The sequence below is a fragment of the Phreatobacter sp. genome (assembly GCF_030691135.1).
In the GTDB taxonomy this organism is placed as follows: domain Bacteria; phylum Pseudomonadota; class Alphaproteobacteria; order Rhizobiales; family Phreatobacteraceae; genus Phreatobacter.
The window spans coordinates 1-22,927 of sequence record NZ_JAUYFA010000084.1; the positions used below are offsets into that span (position 1 = coordinate 1).

Genomic DNA, 22,927 nt, shown 5'->3' on the forward strand with positions numbered 1-22,927 from the left:
CGGCCGCCCCGCGCCTGCCCTCCGGCGGATCGGGCGGTGGTGGCGCGTCAGCCCAGGCCGCCTCCGCCGCGACGGCGCCGCGCCTCGCCTCGGTCGCCAGGCCCGAGGGCGCGCCCATGGCGATGCGCGAACAGGCGGCGCCGCAGGCCCAGCCCCATCTGGCGCTGGCCGGCATCGCCGACATCATCAGGCTCTGCGCCGAGAAGCGCGACGTGCGCCTGAAGCAGCAGCTCGAGGGCGACATGCACCTCGTGCGCTGCGAGGACGGAAGGCTCGACTTCCGCCCCACCCGCAATGCCGCCCCGACGCTCGCCGGCGACCTGCAGAAGAAGCTGACCGACTGGACCGGCCGCCGCTGGGTCGTCACCATTTCCTCCGAAGAGGGTGAGCCGACGGTGCGCGAGCGCCTCGCTGGCGAACAGGCCGACCGCGAGCGCGGCGTCCTTGCCCATCCCTCGGTCCAGGCCGTGCTGGCGAAGTTCCCGGGCGCCGAGATCATCGCGGTGCGCCCGCTCGACGGCACGGGCGAACCCGTCCCCGCAACGCTGCAACCGGCCGACGACGACGATTCGGACTGCAATTGGGAACCCGTCGACCCCTGGGACGACGACTTCTGACGATCACGAAGGATTTCGCCATGAAGGACATTATGGGCCTGATGAAACAGGCACAGGCCATGCAGGCCAAGCTCCAGGAGGCCCAGGCTGACATGGAGCGCACCGAGGTGCAGGGCACCTCCGGCGGCGGCATGGTCACCGTCAGCCTCACCGTGAAGGGCGACCTGAGGAGCATCTCCGTCGACCCCTCGCTGCTGAAGGCCGACGAGAAGGAGATCGTCGAGGACCTCATCGTCGCCGCCCATGCCGACGCCCGCCGCAAGGCCGAGGTCGTGGCAGAGGAGAAGATGAAGGGCGTCACCGGCGGCCTGCCGCTGCCGCCCGGCATGAAACTGCCGTTCTGAGCCCCTGATGCCGCCGCGCCGCGTCGCCATCGCCGACATCACGCCCTTCGCCTATGCCTTCGAGGCGGGCATCGGCGGCACCATGACCGATGTCGGCCGCACCCTCGGCAGCGACACCATCGGCCTCCTCGTCCAGACGGTGAAACCGGGCATGCGCTCGTCGCGCCGGCACCGCCACATCTTCCAGGAGGAAATCCTCGTCGTCATGGCCGGCGAGGCGACACTCATCCACAGCGAGGAGCGCGTGCCCGCGAAGGCCGGCGACGCCTTCTGCTACCGCGCCGGCGACCCCGATCCGCATTGCTTCGAGAACACCGGCACGACAGACCTCGTCATCTGGGCCTTCGGCAACCGCTTTCCCCATGAGGTCTGCCTCTATCCCGACCAGGGCGTCGCCTTCGTGGAGGGGCTTGGCGCTGAGGTGCCGCTGGAAGCCGTCCAGCAGAGCGACTGGACCGAAGACCGCCGCAAGACCTGAGAAAGAAGCCCATCCATGTCCAAGAGGGTCGCTGGCCCCGAAATCGAGCGGCTGATCCAGCTCCTCGCCAAGCTGCCGGGCCTCGGCCCCCGTTCGGCGCGGCGCGCCGCGCTTCACCTCGTCAAGAAGCGCGAGAGCCTGATGCAGCCGCTAACCGCCGCCATGGCGGAGGCGCTGGACAAGATCGTCATCTGCAACGTCTGCGGCAATGTCGACACCTCCGATCCCTGCACGCTCTGCAGTGATCCGCGCCGCGACGGCGGGGTCATCGTGGTGGTGGAGGACGTTTCCGATCTCTGGGCGCTGGAACGCGCCGGGGCGATCAACGCCAAGTACCACGTGCTCGGCGGCACGCTGTCGCCGCTCGACGGCGTCGGCCCGCAGGACCTCAATATCGAAAGCCTGGTCAACCGGGTGCGCGAGGGCGGCGTGCGCGAGGTGATCCTGGCGGTCAACGCCACCGTCGACGGCCAGACCACCGCCCACTACATCACCGACCTGCTGGCGGGCACCGGCGTCGCGGTGACACGGCTCGCCCACGGCGTGCCGGTGGGCGGCGAGCTCGACTATCTCGACGAGGGCACGATCTCCGCGGCGATCAGGTCACGCACGAGCTTCTGAGAGGGCGCTGCCGGAGCCCCTGAGACCTTTCGCCAGCGCTCCGGAACGGGCGCCGCCTTCACCTCTCCCCGCCGGGGAGAGGTGAAGGATCCGCGCGGTCGTGCCCTCCATCGACCCCATCCGGCATATCGACCCAATCGACCACATCGCGTCATGACCGGGCCTGTCCCGGGCATCCACGACTTCATGTCGCATGCGGGTGTTCAAGACGTGGATGGCGGGAACAAGACAGGCCCTGACCCGCTGGATAGAGCGCCCGCCCTAGAGGCGATAGGCCTCCTTCGCCAGCCGGTAGGCGAGGTCCACCGCCAGCTCCTGGGCCTCGTCCTCATCGAGCCGGCCGTCACCAACGAGTTCGGCCAGATGCGCGCAGTCGACCCGCCGGGCGACGTCGTGGCGGGCCGGGATGGACGGGAAGGCGCGGGTGTCGTCGTTGAAGCCGACGGTGTTGCAGAAGCCGGCCGTCTCGATCGCTTGGCTCTTGAAGCGCTTCATGCCCTCGACCGAATCGAAGAACCACCAGGGCGGCCCCAGCCGCAGCGCCGGATAATGGCCGGCGAGCGGCGCGAGCTCGCGCGAATAGGCGGTCTCGTCCAGCGTGAAGAGGATGATGGTCAGCGAGGGCTCGTTGCCGACCGCGTCGAGCAGCGGCTTCAGGGCGGCGACATAGTCCGTCGGGCCGGGGATGTCGGCGCCCATGTCGCGGCCGAAGCGGGCGAAGATCCCGGCATTGTGGTTGCGGCGCGAGCCCGGATGGATCTGCAGCACCAGCCCGTCGTCGAGGCTCATGCGCGCCATCTCCGTCAGCATCTGGCCGCGGAAGAGATCGGCCTGCTCGGGCGACGGTTGGCCGCCGGAGACGATGCGGAACAGCCGGTCGGCCTCGACCGGATCGAGATCCGCCGTGCGCGCCGACGGGTGGCCGTGATCGGAGGCGGTGGCGCCGTGGTCGCGGAAGAAGGCCCGGCGTTGCCTGTGGGCCGCGAGATACCCTGTCCAGGTCGCGGTATCCTCGCCCGTCAGCTCACCGAAGCGGATGAGATTGCCGCGGAAACCCTCGAATTCCGGGTCGACCACCGCATCGGGCCGATAGGTGGTGACCACCCGCCCGCCCCAGCCGGAACGGCCGAGCTCCGCATGGCAGCTGAGGTCGTCGAGCGCGCCTTCCGTCGTCGCGATCACCTCGATCCCGAAGGTCTCGAACAGCGCGCGGGGGCGATAGGCTGGCAGCGCGAGGGCCGCCGCGATCCGCTCGTAGACCGCATCGGCATTGTCGGCCGACAGCCGCTCGTCGAGGCCGAACAGCGCGGCGAAGGCATGGTCGAGCCACAGCCGCGTCGGGGTGCCGCGGAAGAGATGATAATGTGCCGCGAAGCGCCGCCAGATGGCCCGCGGGTCCGTCTCGACCGGCGCGCCATCCCTCGTCGGCACGCCGAGATTCTCCATCCGCACGCCCTGCGAATAGAGCATGCGGAAGACATAGTGATCGGGCACGACGAAGAGCTTGGCCGGATCGGGAAAGGCGGCGTTTTCGGCATACCAGCGCGGATCGGTATGGCCATGCGGCGAGATGATCGGCAGGTTCGCGACGCTGTCGTAGAGCCGCCGCGCCACCGCCCGGGCCGTGGGATCGAGCGGAAGGAGCCGGTCGGGCGCGCAGATCTGGCTCGAGGGCGATGGCAGCCGCGACGGGGTCATGAAGCCTCCCGCTCCGGATGGCCGCTTGATGTCGCGCCTTTCCTCCGATAGCAGCAGCAAACTAGTATGGTAGCTTGCGAAGTCAACGTCGCCGGGCTTGTCGCCGTCGCGACGATGGGGCACTGAGACGGGATGCCTATGGCCGATCTCGCGAACCCCCGCCGGCGTCCCGAAGACATCGTGGCGATCCGCCACCCGAACGCGCGCCATGCCCAACATGCGGACGACAGATTCGCTGATGACGATCGGCGAAAGCCGCTGGACGATCTCGACGGAATCGGCCGGGTAGCAGACCATGCCGGCAGATGATCACGCTCGCGACAGGCGCCCAGCGCGCCGCCATAAGCCTCACCGGCGCCGAACTGAAGGCCTGGTCGGTCGACGGCCATGAGCTTCTGTGGCCGGGCGATCCCGCCTGGTGGAGCCAATCCGCGCCCATTCTCTTTCCCATCGTCGGCTGGGCCCGGGAAGGGCGCATCCGTGTCGACGGGACCGACCGCCCGATGGGCGTCCATGGCTTCGCCGCCGGCGGCAGCTTTCGCGTCCTGGCCGCGGACGCAGCCTCCTGCACCCTCGAACTCGCCGCTGATGCGGCAACGCGCGCGGTCTACCCCTTCGCCTTCCGCCTGACCGTCACCCATGCGCTGACCGACGAGGGCCTTGCCACCACCATCGCCGTCACCAACGACGGCGACCGGCCCATGCCCTATGCGATGGGCCTGCATCCCGGCTTCCGCTGGCCGCTGAGCGGGGAGCGTCGCGAAGGCCATGCCATCGTCTTCGCCGAGGCCGAGGAGCCCGCCGTTCCGGTCATCGCGGCCGGCGGGCTGTTCTCGGATGACCGGCGCCCGGTGCCGCTCGCAGGCACGCGCCTCGCCGTCAGCGACGACGCCTTCGCCGCCGAAGCGCTGTGCTTCCTGCAGGCCCGCAGCCGCTCCTGGCACTTCGAGGCCCCGGACGGGGCGAGGCTGACCATGGCGCTCGACGGCTTTCCGCATCTGGCGCTGTGGTCGAAGCCGGGCGCGCCCTTCCTCTGCATGGAGGCCTGGACGGGTCACGGCGACCCGGTCGGCTTTGCCGGCGACCTCGCCGACAAGCCGTCGATGCGGCTACTCGCTCCCGGTGCCTGCGACACGGCCCGGATGAGCCTCGCCTTCACGCCGCGCTGAGGCGATGGCCAGGTTCTGCGGCCCGGCCGAGGTCGATCTGGCATTGTCGGCGCCTCCCGCCAGCCGGACATGACCGTCCTTCCCCAGGACCCTTACCTCCAGGCCAATCGCGCGCTCGTCCGCAAAACTCTGGAATGATTCATAAAAAGATGCGGGTCCTGACGAAGTCGAGCATGGTCGCCTGACCCGAACCGAGGACGGCGGTGCCGAGCCTTTCGGCCCAGTAGCGCTCGGAGCCGTAGCGCAGCCGGCCGCGCCGCAGGCGGTCAGAGAGGAGATGGAGGTCGAGCTCCTCGGTCATGCCGATGGCGCCGTGCACCGCATGGGCGATGGCGGCGACCTCGGCCGCCGCTTCGCCCACCGTGACCTTGGCGGCCGCGACGGCCTCCATGCCGGTCGGGGCGCAGGCGGCGAGATTGGCGGCGGCCCGGGCGCCGTGGACCAGTTCGGTCATCACGGCGAGTTGCTGCTGCACCGCCTGGAACTTGCCGATCGGCTTGCCGAACTGCGAGCGATCATTGGCATAGCGCAGGGTGGTGGCGAACATCGCCTCCATCGCACCGGCCATTTCCGCGGCCTCGATCCGGGCACCGGTGAGAAGCGCGTCGAAACCGGGGAGCCGCGGGCCGTTGGCGCCGCGCCAGCGCATCCGGCAGAAGGTGCCCTCGCCGGTCGTCTCGAGGCTCGCCGCATCGGCCGACAGGAGGATCGCGCCGTCGCCGTCGGGCACCAGGACCATGTCGGCGAATTCCCCCGCCGGCACCTGGGCGAGCAGGACATCGTCGTCCGATCGTGCCGAGGCTGCGATGGCGATGATCCCTTCCGGGATCGCCTCCCCCGCCGAAGCGATCGCCGCCCGCGCCGCCATGGTGGCCGCCAGCGGCAGGGGCAGGGCGTGCCGGCCGGTGGCGAGCAGGACCGGCAGCGTCTCGGCGCAGGAGAGGCCCGCGCCGCCCTGTGCTTCGGCGACGAGCGCGTCGAGGAAGCCGGATTCGGCGAGCGACGCCCAGACGGGCGCCGCCGAGACGCGGTCCTTCAGCCCCCTCACCGCGGCGGGAGTGACGATCTCGGCCATCAGCCGGTCGGCGGTGTCTGCGATCAAGGTGTCGGTCATGGGGAGGCTTACCGGAGGCCGATGCCGCGGGCGATCATGCCGCGCAGGATCTCCCGCGTGCCGCCGCGCAGCGAGAAGGAGGGGGCCATGCTGACCGTATAGGCGAGGGTGCGCATGAGGGCGTCCGGCGGCGACGCCTCGGGGTCGGCGGCGATGGCGGCGGAGATCGCCGCCGGGATCATCTGCTCGTAGGTGGTGCCGAGATCCTTGACGAGGGCGGCATGGACCACCGGACTGTCGCCGGCGACGAGGCTGGCGGTGACGCTCAGCGACAAGGCCCGGAGCGATGCGAGATGGGCCGCCAGCCGGCCGACCAGCACGACGTCGTCGCGGCTGCGGGCCGGCAGGCTCTTCAGATAGCCGAGCCAGGTATCGACCAGCACCATGGACGACAGGATCCGCTCGGGACCCGAACGCTCGAAGGCGAGTTCGGCATTCACCTGTTCCCAGCCAGCACCCTCTTCGCCGATCAGCGCATCGGCGGGCAGGACGACGTCGTCGAAGGTCACCTCGGCGAAATGCGCGTCGCCCGACAGGTCGCGGATCGGCCGGATGGAGATGCCCGGCTGCTTGAGGTCGACGATGACCTGCGACAGGCCCCTCTGGCGGTCCTCGATGGTGCCCGAGGTGCGCACCAGGGCGATCATGGCGTCGCAGATCGCCGCGTTGCTGGTCCAGATCTTCCGCCCGTTGAGGCGGTAGCCGCCGCCGGGCAGCGGCTCGGCGCGGGTGCGGACGCTGGCAAGGTCCGAGCCGGAATTCGGCTCGCTCATGCCGATGCAGAAGAACATCTCGCCGGCCGAGATCTTCGGCAGATAGGACTGCCGCTGCGCCTCGGTGCCATAGCGCAGGATCAGCGGCCCCGACTGGCGGTCGGTGATCCAGTGCGCCGCCACCGGGGCGCCGGCGGCGAGCAGTTCCTCGGCGATGACGAAACGGGCGAAGAAACCGCGCTCGGCGCCGCCATAGCGCTTCGGCAAGCTGAGGCCGAGCCAGCCGCGCCGGCCGAGCGCCCGGCTGAAGGCCGGGTCCGAGCCCATCCACGAGCGCGCCCGCTTTTCGGGGGGCATGGCGGCGAGCGCCTCGGCGAGGAAGGCCTTCACCTCCGACCGCAGGGCTTCGTCCCCGGCCGGGATGGTCGCATAGGGCAGCGGCGAAAAGCTCGTCATGGGCGCGCGTGTCCTCGCAGGAGCTTGCCCGCGCGGCGCACGAGAAGCATCATTTCATTGCGTGAAATGGATTTTCGTGAAGATAGCGCCGCACCACGGCGCGTCAAGCATGCGGCGGGTCCGCCTTAGGACGGTGCCGGCCGTGTCGAGGACCTGACGATGACCGGCCTATTGCACCAGCTTGACCGGCTTTTCCAGCACGGCCAGCACGCGCCGGAGATCATGGCCGCGCTTCAGGACGAGGCCGGCCGTGTTGATCACGGCATAGGGGCCTTGCTTCGCCTCGGGGTTCTTCTCGACGCGGTAGAGCGGCATTTCCGAAGCGCGCCGGAAGATGGCGAAGACCGCCTTGCCCTTCAGGAAATCGATCGCATAGTCGCGCCACTCCCCGGCTGCGACCATACGCCCGTAAAGCTGGAGAATGGCCTGCAGCTCGCGACGATCGAAGGAGACCCGGGGTGGAGCGGCACCGACATTCAGGGGAACGACGGTACCGGGCGATCGCGGATCGATGTCGGACATGAGGCTCCTTCCAGCGCTCCGGTTCGCGTCACGGCGAGGTCATGATCGACCGGGCCGGTGCGATTGGCAAGACGGGGCCCCGCGATCCGTCCGGTGCATCAGACCGGCTTCGACGTCCGCTCGAACAGCGGCAGGGTCTTGTACTGTCCCTTCGGCGTCAGCAGACCCTCGGCGACCATCTTGTCGTGCTGGATCTTGGCGATGTCGTAGGCGTAGGAGCCGGCATAGAAGGCGATCGTGCCGCCCGGCCTGGTCTGGCCGACGAGCAGCTTGACCATCTGGTAGTCGGTGAGGCCGCCATAGGCGTCATTGGCCTCGGTGCGGAACTCGCCGACATGGAACAGCGTCACGATGTCGAACATCGGCAAGAGCCGGGCATCGAGCTGATAGATGTCGCCGAAGATCGCCTTGTAGCCCCAGCCGAGCTCGGGATTCTCGACGATCATCGTCTCGTAGGTGCGGATCTCGCCGGGCGAGGCGGTGATGCCGAGGATGACGTTCTTGCGGTCCTTCTCGACATTGTGAAGGCCGAGGATGTGGTGGCCGCCGGTACCGAAATGGAAGATCGTCTGGGCTGAAACGTCGTTCTCGTCGAGCCAGTCGCAGAAGTGGACGTCGCAGGGGCATTCCTTGACCCGGAGGTCCCAGAAGTGGTCCCAGATGTGCAATGACATGGCGTTGGTCCTTGTGACGCCGCGATCGCGGCGATGTGCCTAGGGTGAAGACGTCGCCACCGCCATCGGCGGCCTGAGGGCGACGGAGGAGAGGTGGGCGCCGCGGTCGCTGCGCGACAGCTGGAGCTTGCGGTCGTGCAGGGCCTCGAGGCCCGGCCTGAGCCCGACGCTGATCAGCGTCGATCCGTCGAGAGCGGCCACCAGGGTCGCCATCAGACGGGCCTCGCCGCCTTCGTCGAGCGCGCTGGTGGCGCCGTCGAGAATGACGAGGTCGGGGCGCTGGACCAGCAGGCGGGCGATGGCCAGGCGCTGGCGCTCGCCGTTCGAGAGGGTCTGATCCCAGCGGTCGACCTCGTCGAGCCGCCGGCTCAGATAACCGAGCCCCGACTCGGTCAGGGCTTCGCTCAGGACGGCATCGTCCACAGCGAGGCTCTGGGCGGGATAGAGCAGCGCGCCCCGCAGCGTCCCGGCTGGGAGGTAGGCCCGCTCCGGGACGAAGGCGATGGTGCCGCCGGCCGGCAGGGCGATGACGCCGGACCCCCAGGGCCAGAGGCCCGCGAGCGAGCGCACCAGCGTCGACTTGCCGGTTCCGCTCTCGCCCGAGACCATGACCTTCTCGCCGGCTTCGATCCGGGCATTGGCCTGGTCGATGAGCACGCGCCCCGAACGGTCGGAGATGGTGAGCTTGTCGAGCTGGACGGCGCCGGAGCCGGAAGGCGCCAGCACCACGCCGCCTTTGTGGTTGCGGTCGAAATCGCCGTCGATGTCGTCGATGGCATTGGTCAGTTCGGTGACGCGCTGCATCGAGGCGTAGCACTGGGCGAGCGCCCGGAAATTGTCGACCAGCCAGGCGATGGCCACCTGGACCTGGAGGAAGGCGCCGGCGAGCTGCGTCACCTGGCCGAGGGTGAACTCCCCCGACAGGTATTTCGGCGCGGCGAGCAGCAGCGGCAGGACGGGCACGAAGACGCCGCTGCCGTTGGTCAGCCAGGTGATGTGGCCGTGCCGGCGCACCACGCCGAGCCAGCGCCGCACGAGTTCCTGATAGGTGGTGCCGAGAGCCCGGCGTTCGTCCGCCTCGCCGCGGATCAGCGCGACGCTCTCGGAATTCTCGCGCAGCCGCGTCAGCTCGAAGCGCAGCTTCGCCTCCGCCTCGTTGCGGCGGGCGACCGCGCCCGGCAGGCGGTGGCCGACCCACAGCATCAGCAGCGACATGGTGATGCCGTAGAACAGCGCCGCCAGCACCATGTAGCCGGGGATCCAGAGGGTCGTGCCGCCGACCTGCACCGTCAGCGCCCCGCCGACCACCCATAGGACGCCGACGAAGGTCAGCGCCGAGACGATCGAGGACAGCAGGCCGATGGCGAAATCAACGATCGGTTCCGTCGCCAGACGGGTATCGTCGGCGATGCGGTATTCGGGATTGGCCGGCTCGGTCCGCGCCAGACCCATCCGGTAATAGCGCTGGCCGCCGATCCAGCGATCGATGAGCGACCCGATCAGCCATTCGCGCCACCGCACCTGCAGCGTCTCGCGCGACAGGACGATGCCGACGCCGATGGCAGCAGCGCAGACGACGAGACCGAAGAAGACGATGACGGCCCAGAACACCGTATGCGTGTCGGTGTTCTCCAGCGCATCGAAGAAACGCCGGTTCCAGGTATTGACCGCGAAATTGATGCCGACATTGACGATCAGGCAGGCGGCGAGCGCCGCCGTCAGGAACCACGCCCGGCGCGCCGTCGCCCCCGTCCACCAGCCCGCGGCGAGGAGGAAGAAGTCACGGAAAACCTTGCGGTCGAGACCGTCGGCGGCGGAGGCGGGTGGCATATTCAACGCTTTGGCACCCGCGAGCGGCTGAACACGAAATCGTGAGCGTCACAATCCACCATTCGCGGATGCTACGCAATTACCCACATTCCGCATGATCGCGCATGAACTGGCGATGAACCGCCTCAGCCGATGCCGAGCACGCGCAGCCAGAGGAGCGACGTGACGGCCGCCAGCAGGGTGGACAGCGCCACCGCCGTCGACGCGATGCCGACGCCCTGCCCGTAGCGTGCCGCGAACAGATAGGCGTTGATGCCCGCGGGCATGGCGGCGAATAGCACGACGGTGCCGGTCCAGGACGGCGGCAGCGCGAAGACGTGGTGCGCGACGACATAGGCGATGGCGGGATGCACCAGCAGCCGCAGCACGCAGATCATCAATGCCACCGGAACATCGGTGCGCACGCCATAGGTCTTCAGCGACAGTCCCAGCGCGATGAGCGACAGGGGAATGGTGGTGTTCGCTACCATGTCGAGCATGGTCGCGGCCACCCCGGATGGCCGAAGGCCGAAGACCTGGAAGGCGACACCCGCCGCCATGGCGATGATCAGGGGATGGGTGGCGAGACCGCGGCCGAGCTTGACGAAGAGCGCGCCGCCGGTGGCGGCACGGGTGCCCTCCAGCATCAGGGTCGCCAGCGTCATGGTGATCGGCAGGTTGACCGCCAACAGCATGGCGATGGGAAAGGCCGCCTCCTCGCCATAGGCCTTGAGGATGATCGGGATGCCGATCAGCACGGTATTGGCCTGGCCCGTGGCGAGACCGGCGATCACCGCGTCGCCGCGGGAGCGGCGGAACAGGCCGGCCGCCAGGACCGTCGCCAGGCCCCAGACGATGGCCATGCCGGCGTAGTAGGCGATCCAGTAGCCCCAGGGGAAAACGCCGGGAAACACGGCCGCGGTGAGCAGCTTGAACATCAGCGCCGGGGCGCCGATGACGAAGAGATAGGAGGTCAGCCCTTCATTGGCCCGCTCGCCGATCAGCCCCGCCAGCGCCGCCCCGTAGCCGAGGGCGACGAGCCCGAAGACCGGCGCGACGAGGAGCAGGAGTTCGACCATGGGGATGCGCGGCTCGGTGAACGGAACCCGCGCAATAAACCATTTCTTCGTCATTCCGCGTTAGGCCTGTCGCATGCCCGCCATGCCCGCCGGAAAAGCCGCGACAGCCGCGAGGGGACCGTCCCTGAAAGTGCTGATCGTCGACGACCACGCCTTCTCGCGTGAGGTCGTGGCGCGCATCGCGAGCGCGCTCGGGCATCGGGTGACCTCCGTCGACGGCGGCCACGCCGCCCTCGAGGCCGCCGCCGCCGACCACTTCGACGTCGCCGTCATCGACCGGCGGATGCCCGACATGGACGGCACCGCCGTCGCCCTGGCGATGCGGGCCCATTCCCGTCATCCGCGTCTGGTGGCGCTCTCCGGCGACGACCCCGCCGACATGCTGCCCGGCCTCTTCGACATCGTGCTGCAGAAGCCGGTCGAGGCCGCGGTTCTGGCGCGAGCGCTCGCCGGCTGAGCCCCCTTGCGGCGCCTCTGTGACAGTTGTGCAACGCACACCTGCCATTTGTTCAGCCATCTTTAAGCAAGCTCATCCTTTCATCACACTGTCCGCCAGTGAACAGGCCTCGAGGTGATTCACCGCCATGTCCGTGCGTCCTCTGCTGCGACCCGACGCGACGATTTCCGGACCGGTGACACCGGTCGTGCGGAAGAGGGGTGGTCCTCGCTCCAGCCGTCCGACGGACATCCTCATCGTCCTGCACCAGGAGCACTCGACGCCCGGCCGGGTCGGCCGCCTGCTCGAGGAGCGCGGCTTTCGCCTCGACATCCGCCGTCCCCGCTTCGGCGATCCGCTGCCGACCGATACGGGCAGCCTCGCCGGCGCCGTCATCTTCGGCGGCCCGATGAGCGCCAACGACCCCGACGACTTCGTCAAGGCGGAAACCGACTGGATCGGCGTCGCGCTGAAGGACGAGCTGCCCTTTCTCGGCATCTGCCTCGGTGCGCAGATGCTGGCGCGCCATCTCGGCGCCAAGGTCGCCTTCCACCCGGAAGGCCATGTCGAGGTCGGCTATTATCCGCTCCACGCCACCGAGGCGGCGCAGCGCGAACTGCCCTGGCCCGACCACGTCTACCAGTGGCACCGGGAGGGCTTCGACGTGCCCTGCGGCGCCGAACTGCTCGCCACCGGCGACTGCTTCGCCAACCAGGCGATCCGCGTCGGCCGTGCCGCCTACGGCATCCAGTTCCACCCCGAGGTGACGCACTGGATGATGAACCGCTGGACGACGCGGGCGCACGAGCGGATGGCCTCCCCCAATGCCCGCCCCCGGCAGGACCATTTCGACGGACGCTATCTCCATGACCCCGGCGTGCGCCTTTGGCTCGACGCGTTTCTGGATCACTGGACAGCCCTGAAGGTCGCCTGAACCGTCGGCGCCGATGCCGTGTCATGGTCATGACATCGACCCCGGCGAGCGTCACACTGGTTCTGCGGCCGATTCGCCGAGGTCCGCATCCCCGGACGGGGTCGTCGGGGGACGCGGGCGATGCGGCCGGGACGTTGATGGTTGCGGCGCCCGCTTGAGGCGTCGGCGTGCAGCGCAGGGAGGTCGTCATGCCCCGCATCTTCACCGGTCTCGAAGTTCCCGAGGCCCTGCGCGAGGATCTGGCGAGTTTGCGTGGCGGCCTGATGAGCGCCCGGTGGATGGAGCCGGAGGACTATCACCTCACCCTGCGATTCGTCGGCGACGTCGATGAACGCACCGCCAACGAGATCGCCGATCTCCTCTATGCCGTACGCAAGCGCTCCATCGAGGTGACGCTGACCGGCCTCGGCGCCTTCGGCGGCGACCGGCCGCGCTCCATCTACGTCGCGGTCAAGCAGACCCAGCCGCTGATGGACCTGCAGGCCGAACACGAGCGCATCATGCGCCGCGTCGGATTGCTGCCGGAACCGCGCAAGTTTGCGCCCCACATCACGCTGGCGCGCCTCGGCCGCGATGCCACCGCCCGCACCGTCGCCGACTGGCTGGCGCTGCGCGGCCTGTTCATCAGCCGCACCTTCATCGTCCCGAGCTTCGTGCTCTTCTCGTCGAAGGAATCAGTCGGCGGTGGCCCCTACCTCGTCGAAGAGACCTATCCGCTGGCGGCGTGAACGACGGCGACGGGCGCAAGTCGCCTCAGTTTCCGGCAGCGCCCTGGTTGGCCACCTGCGGCTGGGCGGGAGCCGGCGTCGCCTGCTGCTGCCCCTGGCCGAGGCCGACGGCTCCCATCGTCCGTGTGAACCAGTTGCCCTGCTGCGCCGGGGCCGGAGCGGGCTCCGCGGCGAAGGCTGATATGGTGGATGTCTGGGCAGGGCCAATGGTGCGTACGGCCACCGACGTTCTCAGAGGTGAGGGCATCGGCAAGGGCGCACTGGCGATGGTTGCCGCGACCGAGGTTTCGAGCGTTGCCGCCGCGGGTGCTGCAGGCGGCAGGCTGACGGGCGTCGACGTGGCGGAGGCGAGCGCGGGGGCTGCGGCCGGCGCCGCTTCGGCGACGACCGGCGAACGCGCCGAGACGAGCGTCACCGGCTGGCTCTGCTGGCTGGCGAGCGACAGGTGGGGCTCCGACGAGCCGACACGGATCTGGCGGTGGGCGAAGCGGTCCGCGAAGGTGCGATGTGTGCCGCCGTCGATGCCCGAACGGGCCGGCGCGGCCGGCAATTCGCGCGACAGCGCCGCGACCTGCGCCATGTCGCGGGCGTGTTTTGCGGCCACGGCCTGGCGGATGGCCGGCGGCACGACATAGGCCGGGCAGCGGCCAGCGGCCTGGAAGGTCGGGCGCGGCGCCGACGTATCGTCGCCGATGGCGGTGAAGCGGGTGCGGATCGACCGGGCGGAGGCCGGTGCCTCGCGCGTCACCGGGGCCATGGTGGTGACCGGCTGGTTCAGCGAGGTCGGCACCGGAGTGCGCGGCGCCGGTGCGGTCGTGACGTTGGCGGGGGCCGCACCGGTGCGGCGGGTGCCGGCCCAGGGATCACTGGCGGCGATCATCTCACGGGTCTCGCCCGTGCCGCCGGCCTGTGCCAGGACGGACTGCGGCGAGACTGCGTTGTAGACGTAGCGGCGCTCGCAGACGTCGACCTGCGGCTCCTGGCGCGTCACCTCGAAATGGTCGTGGCCTTCCTTGAGGTTCTTCCAGAAGGCCATGTTCGGGTTGTTGCGATGGCGGGCCATGTTCCGCGGCGTCATGCGGAACGGAAAGGCCTGCACCTGGAAGCTGTCCTGGCCGCCCTGCAACGCCTCGCGGGCCAGCGCATAGACCTCGCCGATGGCCTCGTCGGTCATCGCGTAGCAGCCGCGCGACGAACAGTCGCCATGCACCATCAGATGCGATCCGGTGCGGCCGTGCGAGCGGTCGAACTGGTTGGGAAAGCCCATGTTGAACGAGAGATAGAAGGACGAGCGCGGATTCATCAGGCCCATATTGATCTGATAGAACCCTTCCGGCGACTGGCGGTCACCCTCCCGCACTTTCGGGCCGAGATCGCCCGAGTAATTGCAGATCGGATAGGTCTTGAAATGGGCGTAGCGGCCGGTCGCGTCACGCTTCCAGACCTCGAGCTCGGCCTCTTCCTTGAAGATCCGCATCAGCACCGGCGAGGCGCGTGTCATGCCCTTGACGTTCAGTTCCTCGAGGACCGCTTGGGCGATCGGCACGTTGCCGCGGTTGGGATCGTTGCGCGATACCGTCTGGCTCTGGCAGCCGGCGAGCAGGACGGAGCAGGCGGCGACGGACAACGCCAGACGCCAGCCGCCGAGACGGTTGGACCGCGAGATTGCCACCTGGGGACTGCCGGCCGTCTGCTGCAATGCTATGCTCCCGAAACAGGGCGAAGAAAGCCCCTCGAACGGTATCAGCTTGGCGCTGCTGATCCTTAACGGACCCTTGAGACCGACCGATAGCGTCAACCCGCGGTTACCGCAACCCGCCGGAAACACCACCGAGGGTTAATGAATTCCTCAGACTGGTCACACGTCGGTGATGGTGCGGCAAGGAACGCGGCGGAACCATGGCGGGCGGGCCCGCCAGTCGCCTCAGATCGTCCGCCCGATGGCGAGGAACTTGTCCCGCCGCAGCCGGCGGATCTCTTCCGGCGGCAATCCGGCCATGCCCTGCAGCGCCGCCTCGATCGCATCGCCCACCCGCACCACCGCGAGATCGGGATCGCGGTGGGCACCGCCGAGGGGCTCCGGCACGATCTGGTCGATGACGCCGAACCGCATCAGGTCCTGCGCGGTGATCTTCATGTTTGTGGCCGCTTCCTGCGCCTTGGTCGTATCGCGCCACAGGATCGAGGCCGCCCCTTCCGGCGAGATCACGCTGTAGATGGCGTGTTCCAGCATCATCACCCGGTTGGCGGTGGCGATGGCGATGGCGCCGCCCGATCCGCCCTCGCCGATGATGATCGCGACGTTCGGCACGCCGAGGCCGAGGCTGCAATCGGTCGAGCGGGCGATGGCCTCGGCCTGGCCGCGCTCCTCGGCGCCGATGCCGGGATAGGCTCCCGCCGTATCGACCAGCGTGACCACCGGGATGTCGAAGCGCTGGGCAGTCTCCATCAGGCGCACCGCCTTGCGGTAGCCCTCGGGGCGCGCCATGCCGAAATTGTGCCGGATGCGGGTTTCGGTCGTGTCGCCCCGCTCGTGGCCCATGATGCAGATGCTCTGGCCGCGGAACCGGCCGAACCCGCCGATGATCGCCTCGTCCTCGCCGAAGACGCGGTCGCCGGCGAGCGGCGTGAAGTCCTCCAGGAGTTTCGCGATATAGTCGAGCGTGTGGGGGCGGCCGGGATGGCGGGCGACCAGCGTCTTCTGCCAGGGCGTCAGGCCCTGATAGAGGTCCTTCAGCGCCTGGCCGGCCTTCTGCTCGAGCCGCGTCACCTCCTCGGTGATGGAGACCCCGCCGTCGCGCGCCGCGACCTCGCGCAGTTCCTCGACCTTGGATTCGAGTTCGGCTATCGGTTTTTCAAAATCGAGGTAGCTGCGCATCGGCAAGGTGCGGCCCAGGACCTGTGGACGGTGGCCCGCGGGGGCCGGGGGGGACGGCCCCTGAGGGCCCGATGAAGCGCGAGCACATGCCTTTCGGGGCAGGGCAAGTCAAGGACGGACCTGTCCTTACCCGTCGTTGCCGAGGGGGTGCAGGTCCCGCACGAGGCTTTTCAGCCGCTCGTCCAGCACATGGGTATAGATCTGCGTCGTCGCAATGTCGGCATGGCCGAGAAGCTGCTGGACGGCGCGCAGATCGGCCCCGTTCTGCAGCAGATGGCTGGCAAAGGCGTGGCGCAGCACGTGCGGCGACACCTTGGCGGCGGAGAGCCCGGCTGCACCAGCGACACCCTTGAGTTCACGGCCGACATGCTGGCGCGTCAGATGGCCGCTCTCGCCGGAGGACGGGAACAGCCATTTCGACGGCCCGAAGCCGGCCGTCTCGCGCAGGGCGAGATAGGCGGCCATGGCGTCCTTCGCGGCACCGTTCAGCGGCACGATGCGCTCCTTGTCGCCCTTGCCGCGCACCATGAGGAAACGCTGGTCGCGGCGCGCCGCGGTCACCGGCAGGGCGATGAGTTCCGACACCCGCATGCCGGTGGCGTAGAGGAGTTCCAGAAGGCAGGTGATCCGCGCCGCCCTGAGGCGCTCGCCGACAGGCCGCGCGGCGTCGTCCAGGCCCTCGCGGGCGACGGCGAGCAGGCGGTCGACCTGGGCCAGCGCCAAGGTCTTGGGCAGCGGCCGGCCGCGCCGCGGGCCTTCCAGCACGGCGGCGGGGTCCTCGCCGTTCATGCCCTCGGCATAGAGGAAGCGATGCAACTGGCGAACCGCCGATAGCCGGCGGGCGACGGAGGCCGTCTTCAGTCCGCGCGACTGGCAATCGGCCAGATAGTCGCGAATCGTCGCCGTCGTGACCGCTTTCGGGCTCGCTCCGACGGCGCCGAGGAAACCGGCATAGTCGTCGAGGTCGCGGCGATAGGCCTCCAGCGTATTGCGCGCCGCGCCGCGCTCGGCGGCCATCATGTCGAGAAACAGGTCGATCTCGCCGGCCATCGCGCTACCGGCGCGGCTGCAGGCGGGCGGGCGGGACCTGCACGCTCATCTCGCGCGCCTCCGGCTCCACCAGATAGGCGAGCGCCAGCATGCCCGAAAAGCCGAGCCCGGCGAGCACGAAGAGGATCAGCAGGAAACGGAACAGCGTCGGCATGACGGGAGGCGCCCTTGTCCGAATCGTGTTGGACCATCAAAGCCGGTCCCGGGCAAGCCGCAAGCGGGCGGCGGTCCGCAGAGCGCTTCCTCCACCAACGCTGCAAACCGTGGACAGGCCGGTTCTGCCGCTTCCAGCGACGGCGGCGGCCTTCTATGGTCCGGCGCGCGAGGACCCATGACGCTCAAGATCGCCACCTGGAACATCAACTCCGTCCGTCTGCGCATCGAGACGGTCGCCCGCTTCGTCGGCGAGCATCAGCCGGACGTCCTTTGCCTGCAGGAGACCAAGTGCATCGACGGCCAGTTTCCGCTGGCCGACGTCCGCCGCATGGGCTTCGAGCACATCGCCATCCACGGGCAGAAGGGCTACCACGGCGTCGCCGTGTTTTCCCGCTTCGGCCTCGCCGACATCGACCGCCGCGCCTTCTGCGGCAAGAACGACGCGCGGCACATCGCGGTGACCCTCGCCGAGGGGCCTGCCGCCGGCACCCGCATCCATAATTTCTACGTCCCGGCCGGCGGCGACGAGCCCGATCCCGTGGTTAACGACAAGTTCGCCCACAAGCTCGGTTTTCTCGACGAGATGGAGGCCTGGGAGGCGCTGCGCGTCGGCGCCGGCGCGGACCGCGCCATTCTCGTCGGCGACCTCAACATCGCCCCGCTCGAGCACGACGTGTGGAGTTCGAAGCAGCTCGCCAAGGTTGTCTCGCACACCCCGCTCGAGCGCCGGCGGTTGACCGAGGTGGCGGCGGCCGGCGGCTGGGTCGACATGATGCGCGCGCTCACGCCCGAGCCGCAGAAGCTCTACACATGGTGGAGCTACCGTTCGGCCGAGTGGGACACCGCGGACAAGGGCCGCCGCCTCGACCATGTCTGGCTCAGCCCGGCGCTCGCCCCCGCCATGCGCTCCGTCGAAATCCTGCGCGAGGCACGCGGCTGGGACCGGCCCTCCGACCACGTTCCGGTGATCGCGACGCTGTCGCCCTGACGATGCAGGACGGATTGTGTTGCGCTGCATCACCCGAAGGCCCTATGGCGGCGCCGGGGTGGTTTCGTTGACACCCCGCGGGGCCGCTTCTAGGGTGCGCGCCCGGTCGAAATGACTTTTAAAACCGATTATCCGAGCGAAAAATCATCCGCTCGGGGAGGGACATGATGAAGATCCTTGTGCCCGTGAAACGGGTCGTCGACTACAACGTCAAGATCCGCGTGAAGCCCGACGGCTCCGGGGTCGAACTCGCCAATGTGAAGATGTCGATGAACCCCTTCGACGAGATCGCCGTCGAGGAGGCCATCCGTCTCAGGGAAAAGGGCGTGGCCACCGAAATCGTCGTCGTCTCCATCGGCGCGCAGGGTGCCGCGGAGACGATCCGCACGGCCCTCGCCATGGGCGCCGACCGCGGCATCCACGTGAAGACCGACGCGATCGTCGAGCCGCTCGCCGTCGCGAAGATCCTGAAGGGTGTTGTCGGTGAGGAGGCCCCGGGCCTGGTCATTCTCGGCAAGCAGGCGATCGACGACGACGCCAACCAGACCGGCCAGATGCGCGCCGCCCTCCTCGGCTGGCCGCAGGGCACCTTCGCCTCCAAGGTGGAAGTGTCCGGCGACACCGTCTCGGTCACCCGCGAGGTCGACGGCGGCCTGCAGACCGTGACGCTGAAGACGCCGGCCATCGTCACCACCGACCTTCGCCTCAACGAGCCGCGCTACGCCTCGCTGCCCAACATCATGAAGGCGAAGAAGAAGCCGATCGACGAGAAGTCTCCCGACGCCTACGGCGTCGACGTCACCCCCCGCCTCAAGGTCCTCAAGACCGCGGAGCCGGGCGGCCGCCACGCCGGCGTCAAGGTCGGCTCCGTCGCCGAACTGGTCGGCAAGCTCAAGAACGAAGCCGGGGTGCTCTGATGGCCACGCTCCTTCTCGCAGAACACGACAATGCCTCGCTGAAGGACCCGACGCTGAAGGCGCTAACCGCTGCGGTCGCGCTCGGCGCCCCGGTCACGGTGCTCGTCGCCGGCTCGGGCTGCCAGGGGGCCGCCGAGGCCGCCTCGAAGCTCGCCGGTGTTGCCAAGGTGCTGGTCGCCGATGCCCCCGCCTATGCCAACCTCCTGGCCGAGCCCACGGCGGCACTGATCGTCTCGCTCGCCGGCGGCTATGACGCGCTCGTCGCGCCGTCCACCGCCAACGGCAAGAACATCATGCCGCGCGTCGCCGCCCTCATCGACGTGATGCAGATCTCCGACATCACCAAGGTGCTGGCGCCCGACACGTTCGAACGGCCGATCTATGCCGGCAACGCCATCCAGACCGTGCAGTCGACCGACGCCAAGAAGGTCATCACCGTGCGCACCGCATCCTTCCAGGCGGCCGGCACGGGCGGCACCGCCACGATCGAGGCGGCCACGGCCGTCGCTGATCCCGGCCTGTCGACCTTCGCCGGCGAGGAGATCGTCAAGTCGGACCGTCCCGAACTCGGCGCCGCCAAGATCATCATCTCGGGTGGCCGCGCACTCGGCTCGAAGGAGAACTTCGCCAAGGTGATTGAGCCCGTCGCTGACCGGCTCGGCGCCGCCATGGGCGCCTCGCGCGCCGCGGTGGATGCCGGCTATGCGCCGAACGACTGGCAGGTCGGCCAGACCGGCAAGGTCGTGGCGCCGGATCTCTACATCGCCGTCGGCATTTCGGGCGCCATCCAGCACCTCGCCGGCATGAAGGACTCCAAGGTCATCGTCGCCATCAACAAGGACGAGGAGGCGCCGATCTTCCAGGTCGCCGACTACGGCCTCGTCGGCGACCTCTTCACGATCCTGCCCGAGCTCGAGAAAGAGCTCGGCAAGTAGGCAGAGACCTGCTGCGGGCGGGGAGCCACCTCCGCCCGCAGTCTTATTTGCGGTCGGGATGGCGTCGGCGGCGGGACCGTCGTAGAGATGTCCGCCAGTTCGTTTTGATCGCACCGCCGCCCGACGCCACGCGCCGGGCCGTCCACCGGGTGGAACCATGGAAATTCGCAAGATCGGCGTGATCGGCGCCGGACAGATGGGCAACGGCATCGCGCATGTGGCGGCTCTGGCCGGCATCGACGTGTCGCTGCACGACATCTCCGAGGATCGCATCAAGTCCGGCCTCGCGACGATCAATGGCAACATGAGCCGTCAGCTGTCGAAGAACCTCATTTCCGAGGAAGAGCGTCAGAACGCCCTGCTGCGCATCGGCGGCGCCCCCAAAGTGGACGACCTCGCCGACTGCGACCTCGTCATCGAGGCCGCCACCGAGAACGAGCAGGTCAAGGTCAAGATCTTCCAGTCCGTCTGCCCGGTGCTCAGGCCTGACGCGATCCTCGCCACCAACACCTCGTCGATCTCCATCACCCGCCTCGCCTCGACCACCGACCGCCCCGAGCGTTTCATCGGCATCCACTTCATGAACCCGGTGCCGATCATGCAGCTCGTCGAGCTGATCCGCGGCATCGCCACCGAGGACGAGACCTTCGAGGCCTCCCGCGCGCTCTGCACCAAGCTCGGCAAGACGATCGCGGTGGCCGAGGACTTCCCGGCCTTCATCGTCAATCGCATCCTGCTGCCGATGATCAACGAGGCGATCTACACGCTCTACGAGGGCGTCGGGTCGGTCGAGGCCATCGACACCGGCATGCGGCTCGGCGCCAATCACCCCATGGGCCCCCTGCAGCTCGCCGATTTCATCGGCCTCGATACCTGCCTTTCGGTCATGCAGGTGCTTTATGAAGGCCTCGCCGATTCCAAGTACCGGCCCTGCCCGCTGCTGGTGAAATATGTCGAGGCCGGCTGGCTCGGCCGGAAGTCGCAGCGCGGCTTCTACGACTATCGTGGCGAGCGCCCGGTTCCCACCCGCTGACGGGCGCCGTCAGGCTTTGAGACGGTCGGTGTCCTGCTGGTCGACCAGTTCGCTGTTGCTGACGACCCGGTTCCGGCCGGCGCGTTTCGCCGCGTAGAGGGCACGGTCGGCATCGCTCACGATGTCCATGGTGCCGGCAGGCCCCCGTGCCGTAGCGACCCCTATGCTGACGGTCAGCGGCCGTACCGCCGCCGGGTCACCGATCGCGGTCAGGATCTGGTCGGCGACGACGCGTGCCGCCGCCTCGTCGGCCCCCGCCAGAAGCACCGCGAATTCTTCGCCGCCGAACCGGGCCACCACATGATTGGGCCCGTCGGCAATGGCGCGCAACCGGTCCGCCACGCGTCGCAACGCCTCGTCGCCGGTGACATGCCCATGTTCGTCGTTGAAGCGCTTGAAGTGATCGACGTCGATCAGCAGCAGCGAGAGCGGTCTGCCGCTGCGGACGGCAGCCGGCGCCATCGTTGCCAGCGCCTCCTCGAAGCGCCGCCGGTTGCCGACACCGGTCAGCGGATCGCTGAGCGCCGAATCGGCGAGCCGGAGATTGGCGCGGGTGAGTTCGGTATTGGCGCACTGGAGCTCGTCGAGCAGCCGCAACGTCTCGCGCTCCGCCCGCATCTGCCGGACCCGGACCCTGCCGAGGGCGAGGATGCACATGCCCTGGAACAGCGTGTAGAGGATGCAGACCGGGATGAGGACGTAGAGCCCGTCATAGACGATCGCTGCGGCGTGGAAAGCGATGAGGATGGCGACCTGCGCCATGGTCGGGCCGGGAGCCATGTTGGTGCGCAGGGTCACCGCCTGAACGAGGACGCAGCCGATCCCGAGCACGGCGATGCGCATGCTGTCGTCCGCCACCCGGTAGAGGACGGCACCCGTCACGCCCCACAGCAGCGCCACGACGACGCACATGATGGCGAAGGCCTTGGCGCATCTGCCGACATCGTCGATGCCGTACTTCCCCTGGTAAGACCGCGCCACGGCGACGCGCATGATCGTTCCCAGCGCGACGAGCAATCCACAGAACACCGCCTCCTGACGGGCCCCCGACAGAAAGACGTGGATGATGACGAGCGTCATCGCCGCGCTGGCCATGAGATAGGGGCGGTAGTCGAAAAGCTCGCCGAGAACTTCGCGCCTCTGCCGTTCATCGAAAACGTCGGCGCCGAGCAGGAGGGGAAATCTGTCGATCACGCCGTGAGCCATGCCTCGCGCTGGAAAGGGAGCGAATCGGCAGGGCCGAAAGCTGGCAGAGCTTACGTAACGCCATCACCTGCGGCCATCCCATTTGTCCCGGATGATGGCGGTATCCACATCTTGCACGCAGGACGCGCAAAGGCTTCGTTAACCGCACCGTGCGAGAGATGGGGTCCGGGACAGGAGACCACCCATGTCGACAGTCGGTATCGCCAGCACGATGATCGCCATGCAGAGCGAGCAGACCCGCATGGGCATCCAGACCGCCATGGTCAAGCAGCAGGTCCAGGCCGACCAGGGCGTCGTTGACCTGCTGGCATCGGCGATTCAGGCGAGCCCCGCCCCCGGCACCGGATTGACCGTCGACAAGACCGCCTGACC

At 68.6% G+C, this 22,927-nt stretch carries 25 protein-coding genes and 1 pseudogene; 14 read left to right on the top strand and 12 right to left on the bottom strand.

Annotated elements, in window-relative coordinates; translation table 11 throughout:
- The 4 genes and pseudogenes from Q8O26_RS14980 to recR form a co-directional block, all read left to right on the top strand.
- A pseudogene (locus Q8O26_RS14980) lies at nt 1–617 on the top strand (DNA polymerase III subunit gamma/tau); the annotation flags it as partial.
- Nucleotides 618–637: 20 nt separating this feature from the next.
- The gene (locus tag Q8O26_RS14985) at nt 638–961 is read left to right on the top strand and encodes a YbaB/EbfC family nucleoid-associated protein (protein ID WP_305576960.1); all 324 of its coding nucleotides are present in this window, start codon (nt 638–640) and stop codon (nt 959–961) included.
- Between the two features lie 7 nt (nt 962–968).
- Nucleotides 969–1,439 (top strand): cupin domain-containing protein, encoded by a 471-nt coding sequence (locus Q8O26_RS14990; protein WP_305576962.1) that lies wholly within the window; start codon nt 969–971, stop codon nt 1,437–1,439.
- Between the two features lie 15 nt (nt 1,440–1,454).
- Nucleotides 1,455–2,060: a recombination mediator RecR gene (recR, locus tag Q8O26_RS14995; protein ID WP_305576964.1), complete on the top strand. Its 606-nt coding sequence runs from the start codon at nt 1,455–1,457 to the stop codon at nt 2,058–2,060.
- Nucleotides 2,061–2,321: 261 nt separating this feature from the next.
- Here the strand turns inward: recR and uxaC are convergent, their stop codons facing one another.
- Nucleotides 2,322–3,758: a glucuronate isomerase gene (uxaC, locus tag Q8O26_RS15000; protein WP_305576966.1), complete on the bottom strand. Its 1,437-nt coding sequence runs from the start codon at nt 3,756–3,758 to the stop codon at nt 2,322–2,324.
- 138 nt (nt 3,759–3,896) lie between these two features.
- Between uxaC and Q8O26_RS15005 the strand changes: the two genes are divergently transcribed.
- Both Q8O26_RS15005 and Q8O26_RS15010 read left to right on the top strand, forming a co-directional pair.
- Entirely contained in the window at nt 3,897–4,067 is a 171-nt protein-coding gene (locus tag Q8O26_RS15005) for a hypothetical protein (protein WP_305576968.1), read from the top strand.
- Nucleotides 4,064–4,927 carry an aldose 1-epimerase family protein gene (locus Q8O26_RS15010; protein ID WP_305576970.1) on the top strand — a complete coding sequence of 288 codons (864 nt, stop codon included), beginning with the start codon at nt 4,064–4,066 and terminating at the stop codon, nt 4,925–4,927. Before Q8O26_RS15005 ends, Q8O26_RS15010 begins: the two co-directional genes overlap by 4 nt.
- Nucleotides 4,928–5,066: 139 nt before the next feature.
- On the opposite strand, the gene Q8O26_RS15015 is transcribed toward Q8O26_RS15010, so the two are convergent.
- The 6 genes from Q8O26_RS15015 to Q8O26_RS15040 form a co-directional block, all read right to left on the bottom strand.
- Complete coding sequence (locus tag Q8O26_RS15015) at nt 5,067–6,041, bottom strand: acyl-CoA dehydrogenase family protein (RefSeq protein WP_305576972.1); 975 nt, start codon at nt 6,039–6,041, stop codon at nt 5,067–5,069.
- A gap of 8 nt (nt 6,042–6,049) precedes the next feature.
- Nucleotides 6,050–7,210: an acyl-CoA dehydrogenase family protein gene (locus Q8O26_RS15020; protein WP_305576975.1), complete on the bottom strand. Its 1,161-nt coding sequence runs from the start codon at nt 7,208–7,210 to the stop codon at nt 6,050–6,052.
- Nucleotides 7,211–7,378: 168 nt separating this feature from the next.
- The gene (locus Q8O26_RS15025; protein ID WP_305576977.1) at nt 7,379–7,732 is read right to left on the bottom strand and encodes a DUF2794 domain-containing protein; all 354 of its coding nucleotides are present in this window, start codon (nt 7,730–7,732) and stop codon (nt 7,379–7,381) included.
- A 98-nt stretch (nt 7,733–7,830) separates the two neighbouring features.
- Nucleotides 7,831–8,406: a hypothetical protein gene (locus Q8O26_RS15030; protein WP_305576979.1), complete on the bottom strand. Its 576-nt coding sequence runs from the start codon at nt 8,404–8,406 to the stop codon at nt 7,831–7,833.
- A 39-nt stretch (nt 8,407–8,445) separates the two neighbouring features.
- Nucleotides 8,446–10,236 carry an ABC transporter ATP-binding protein/permease gene (locus Q8O26_RS15035; RefSeq protein WP_305576980.1) on the bottom strand — a complete coding sequence of 597 codons (1,791 nt, stop codon included), beginning with the start codon at nt 10,234–10,236 and terminating at the stop codon, nt 8,446–8,448.
- Between the two features lie 125 nt (nt 10,237–10,361).
- Nucleotides 10,362–11,348, bottom strand: coding sequence for an AEC family transporter (locus tag Q8O26_RS15040; protein WP_305576981.1), 987 nt, complete (start codon nt 11,346–11,348; stop codon nt 10,362–10,364).
- A 19-nt stretch (nt 11,349–11,367) separates the two neighbouring features.
- Here Q8O26_RS15040 and Q8O26_RS15045 point away from each other — a divergent pair, with 19 nt between their 5' ends.
- The 3 genes from Q8O26_RS15045 (at nt 11,368) to thpR (ending at nt 13,392) form a co-directional block, all read left to right on the top strand.
- On the top strand, nt 11,368–11,751 hold the full coding sequence (locus Q8O26_RS15045; protein ID WP_305576983.1) for a response regulator: 384 nt from the start codon (nt 11,368–11,370) through the stop codon (nt 11,749–11,751).
- A 127-nt stretch (nt 11,752–11,878) separates the two neighbouring features.
- Entirely contained in the window at nt 11,879–12,664 is a 786-nt protein-coding gene (locus tag Q8O26_RS15050; protein WP_305576985.1) for a glutamine amidotransferase, read from the top strand.
- Nucleotides 12,665–12,852: 188 nt separating this feature from the next.
- A complete protein-coding gene (thpR, locus tag Q8O26_RS15055; RefSeq protein ID WP_305576986.1) occupies nt 12,853–13,392 on the top strand; it encodes an RNA 2',3'-cyclic phosphodiesterase in 540 nt (179 codons plus the stop codon).
- Nucleotides 13,393–13,417: 25 nt separating this feature from the next.
- Here the strand turns inward: thpR and Q8O26_RS15060 are convergent, their stop codons facing one another.
- The 4 genes from Q8O26_RS15060 to Q8O26_RS15075 all read right to left on the bottom strand — a co-directional run bounded on the left by Q8O26_RS15060 (nt 13,418) and on the right by Q8O26_RS15075 (nt 17,474).
- On the bottom strand, nt 13,418–15,064 hold the full coding sequence (locus tag Q8O26_RS15060) for a hypothetical protein (RefSeq protein ID WP_371134575.1): 1,647 nt from the start codon (nt 15,062–15,064) through the stop codon (nt 13,418–13,420).
- A 252-nt stretch (nt 15,065–15,316) separates the two neighbouring features.
- Nucleotides 15,317–16,270, bottom strand: coding sequence for an acetyl-CoA carboxylase carboxyltransferase subunit alpha (locus Q8O26_RS15065; RefSeq protein WP_305576990.1), 954 nt, complete (start codon nt 16,268–16,270; stop codon nt 15,317–15,319).
- Between the two features lie 126 nt (nt 16,271–16,396).
- Nucleotides 16,397–17,320 carry a site-specific tyrosine recombinase XerD gene (locus Q8O26_RS15070; protein WP_305576992.1) on the bottom strand — a complete coding sequence of 308 codons (924 nt, stop codon included), beginning with the start codon at nt 17,318–17,320 and terminating at the stop codon, nt 16,397–16,399.
- A 4-nt stretch (nt 17,321–17,324) separates the two neighbouring features.
- Nucleotides 17,325–17,474 (bottom strand): histidine kinase, encoded by a 150-nt coding sequence (locus Q8O26_RS15075; RefSeq protein WP_305576994.1) that lies wholly within the window; start codon nt 17,472–17,474, stop codon nt 17,325–17,327.
- A 177-nt stretch (nt 17,475–17,651) separates the two neighbouring features.
- Here Q8O26_RS15075 and xth point away from each other — a divergent pair, with 177 nt between their 5' ends.
- The 4 genes from xth to Q8O26_RS15095 all read left to right on the top strand — a co-directional run bounded on the left by xth (nt 17,652) and on the right by Q8O26_RS15095 (nt 21,349).
- On the top strand, nt 17,652–18,464 hold the full coding sequence (xth, locus tag Q8O26_RS15080; protein ID WP_305576996.1) for an exodeoxyribonuclease III: 813 nt from the start codon (nt 17,652–17,654) through the stop codon (nt 18,462–18,464).
- Between the two features lie 167 nt (nt 18,465–18,631).
- A complete protein-coding gene (locus Q8O26_RS15085; protein ID WP_305577051.1) occupies nt 18,632–19,381 on the top strand; it encodes an electron transfer flavoprotein subunit beta/FixA family protein in 750 nt (249 codons plus the stop codon).
- On the top strand, nt 19,381–20,316 hold the full coding sequence (locus tag Q8O26_RS15090; protein ID WP_305576998.1) for an electron transfer flavoprotein subunit alpha/FixB family protein: 936 nt from the start codon (nt 19,381–19,383) through the stop codon (nt 20,314–20,316). The genes Q8O26_RS15085 and Q8O26_RS15090 overlap by 1 nt, the downstream gene beginning before the upstream one ends.
- Nucleotides 20,317–20,473: 157 nt before the next feature.
- On the top strand, nt 20,474–21,349 hold the full coding sequence (locus Q8O26_RS15095; protein ID WP_305577000.1) for a 3-hydroxybutyryl-CoA dehydrogenase: 876 nt from the start codon (nt 20,474–20,476) through the stop codon (nt 21,347–21,349).
- 9 nt (nt 21,350–21,358) lie between these two features.
- On the opposite strand, the gene Q8O26_RS15100 is transcribed toward Q8O26_RS15095, so the two are convergent.
- The gene (locus Q8O26_RS15100; RefSeq protein ID WP_305577002.1) at nt 21,359–22,543 is read right to left on the bottom strand and encodes a diguanylate cyclase; all 1,185 of its coding nucleotides are present in this window, start codon (nt 22,541–22,543) and stop codon (nt 21,359–21,361) included.
- A 196-nt stretch (nt 22,544–22,739) separates the two neighbouring features.
- Between Q8O26_RS15100 and Q8O26_RS15105 the strand changes: the two genes are divergently transcribed.
- Nucleotides 22,740–22,925, top strand: coding sequence for a hypothetical protein (locus Q8O26_RS15105; protein ID WP_305577004.1), 186 nt, complete (start codon nt 22,740–22,742; stop codon nt 22,923–22,925).
- Nucleotides 22,926–22,927: the final 2 nt, after the last annotated feature.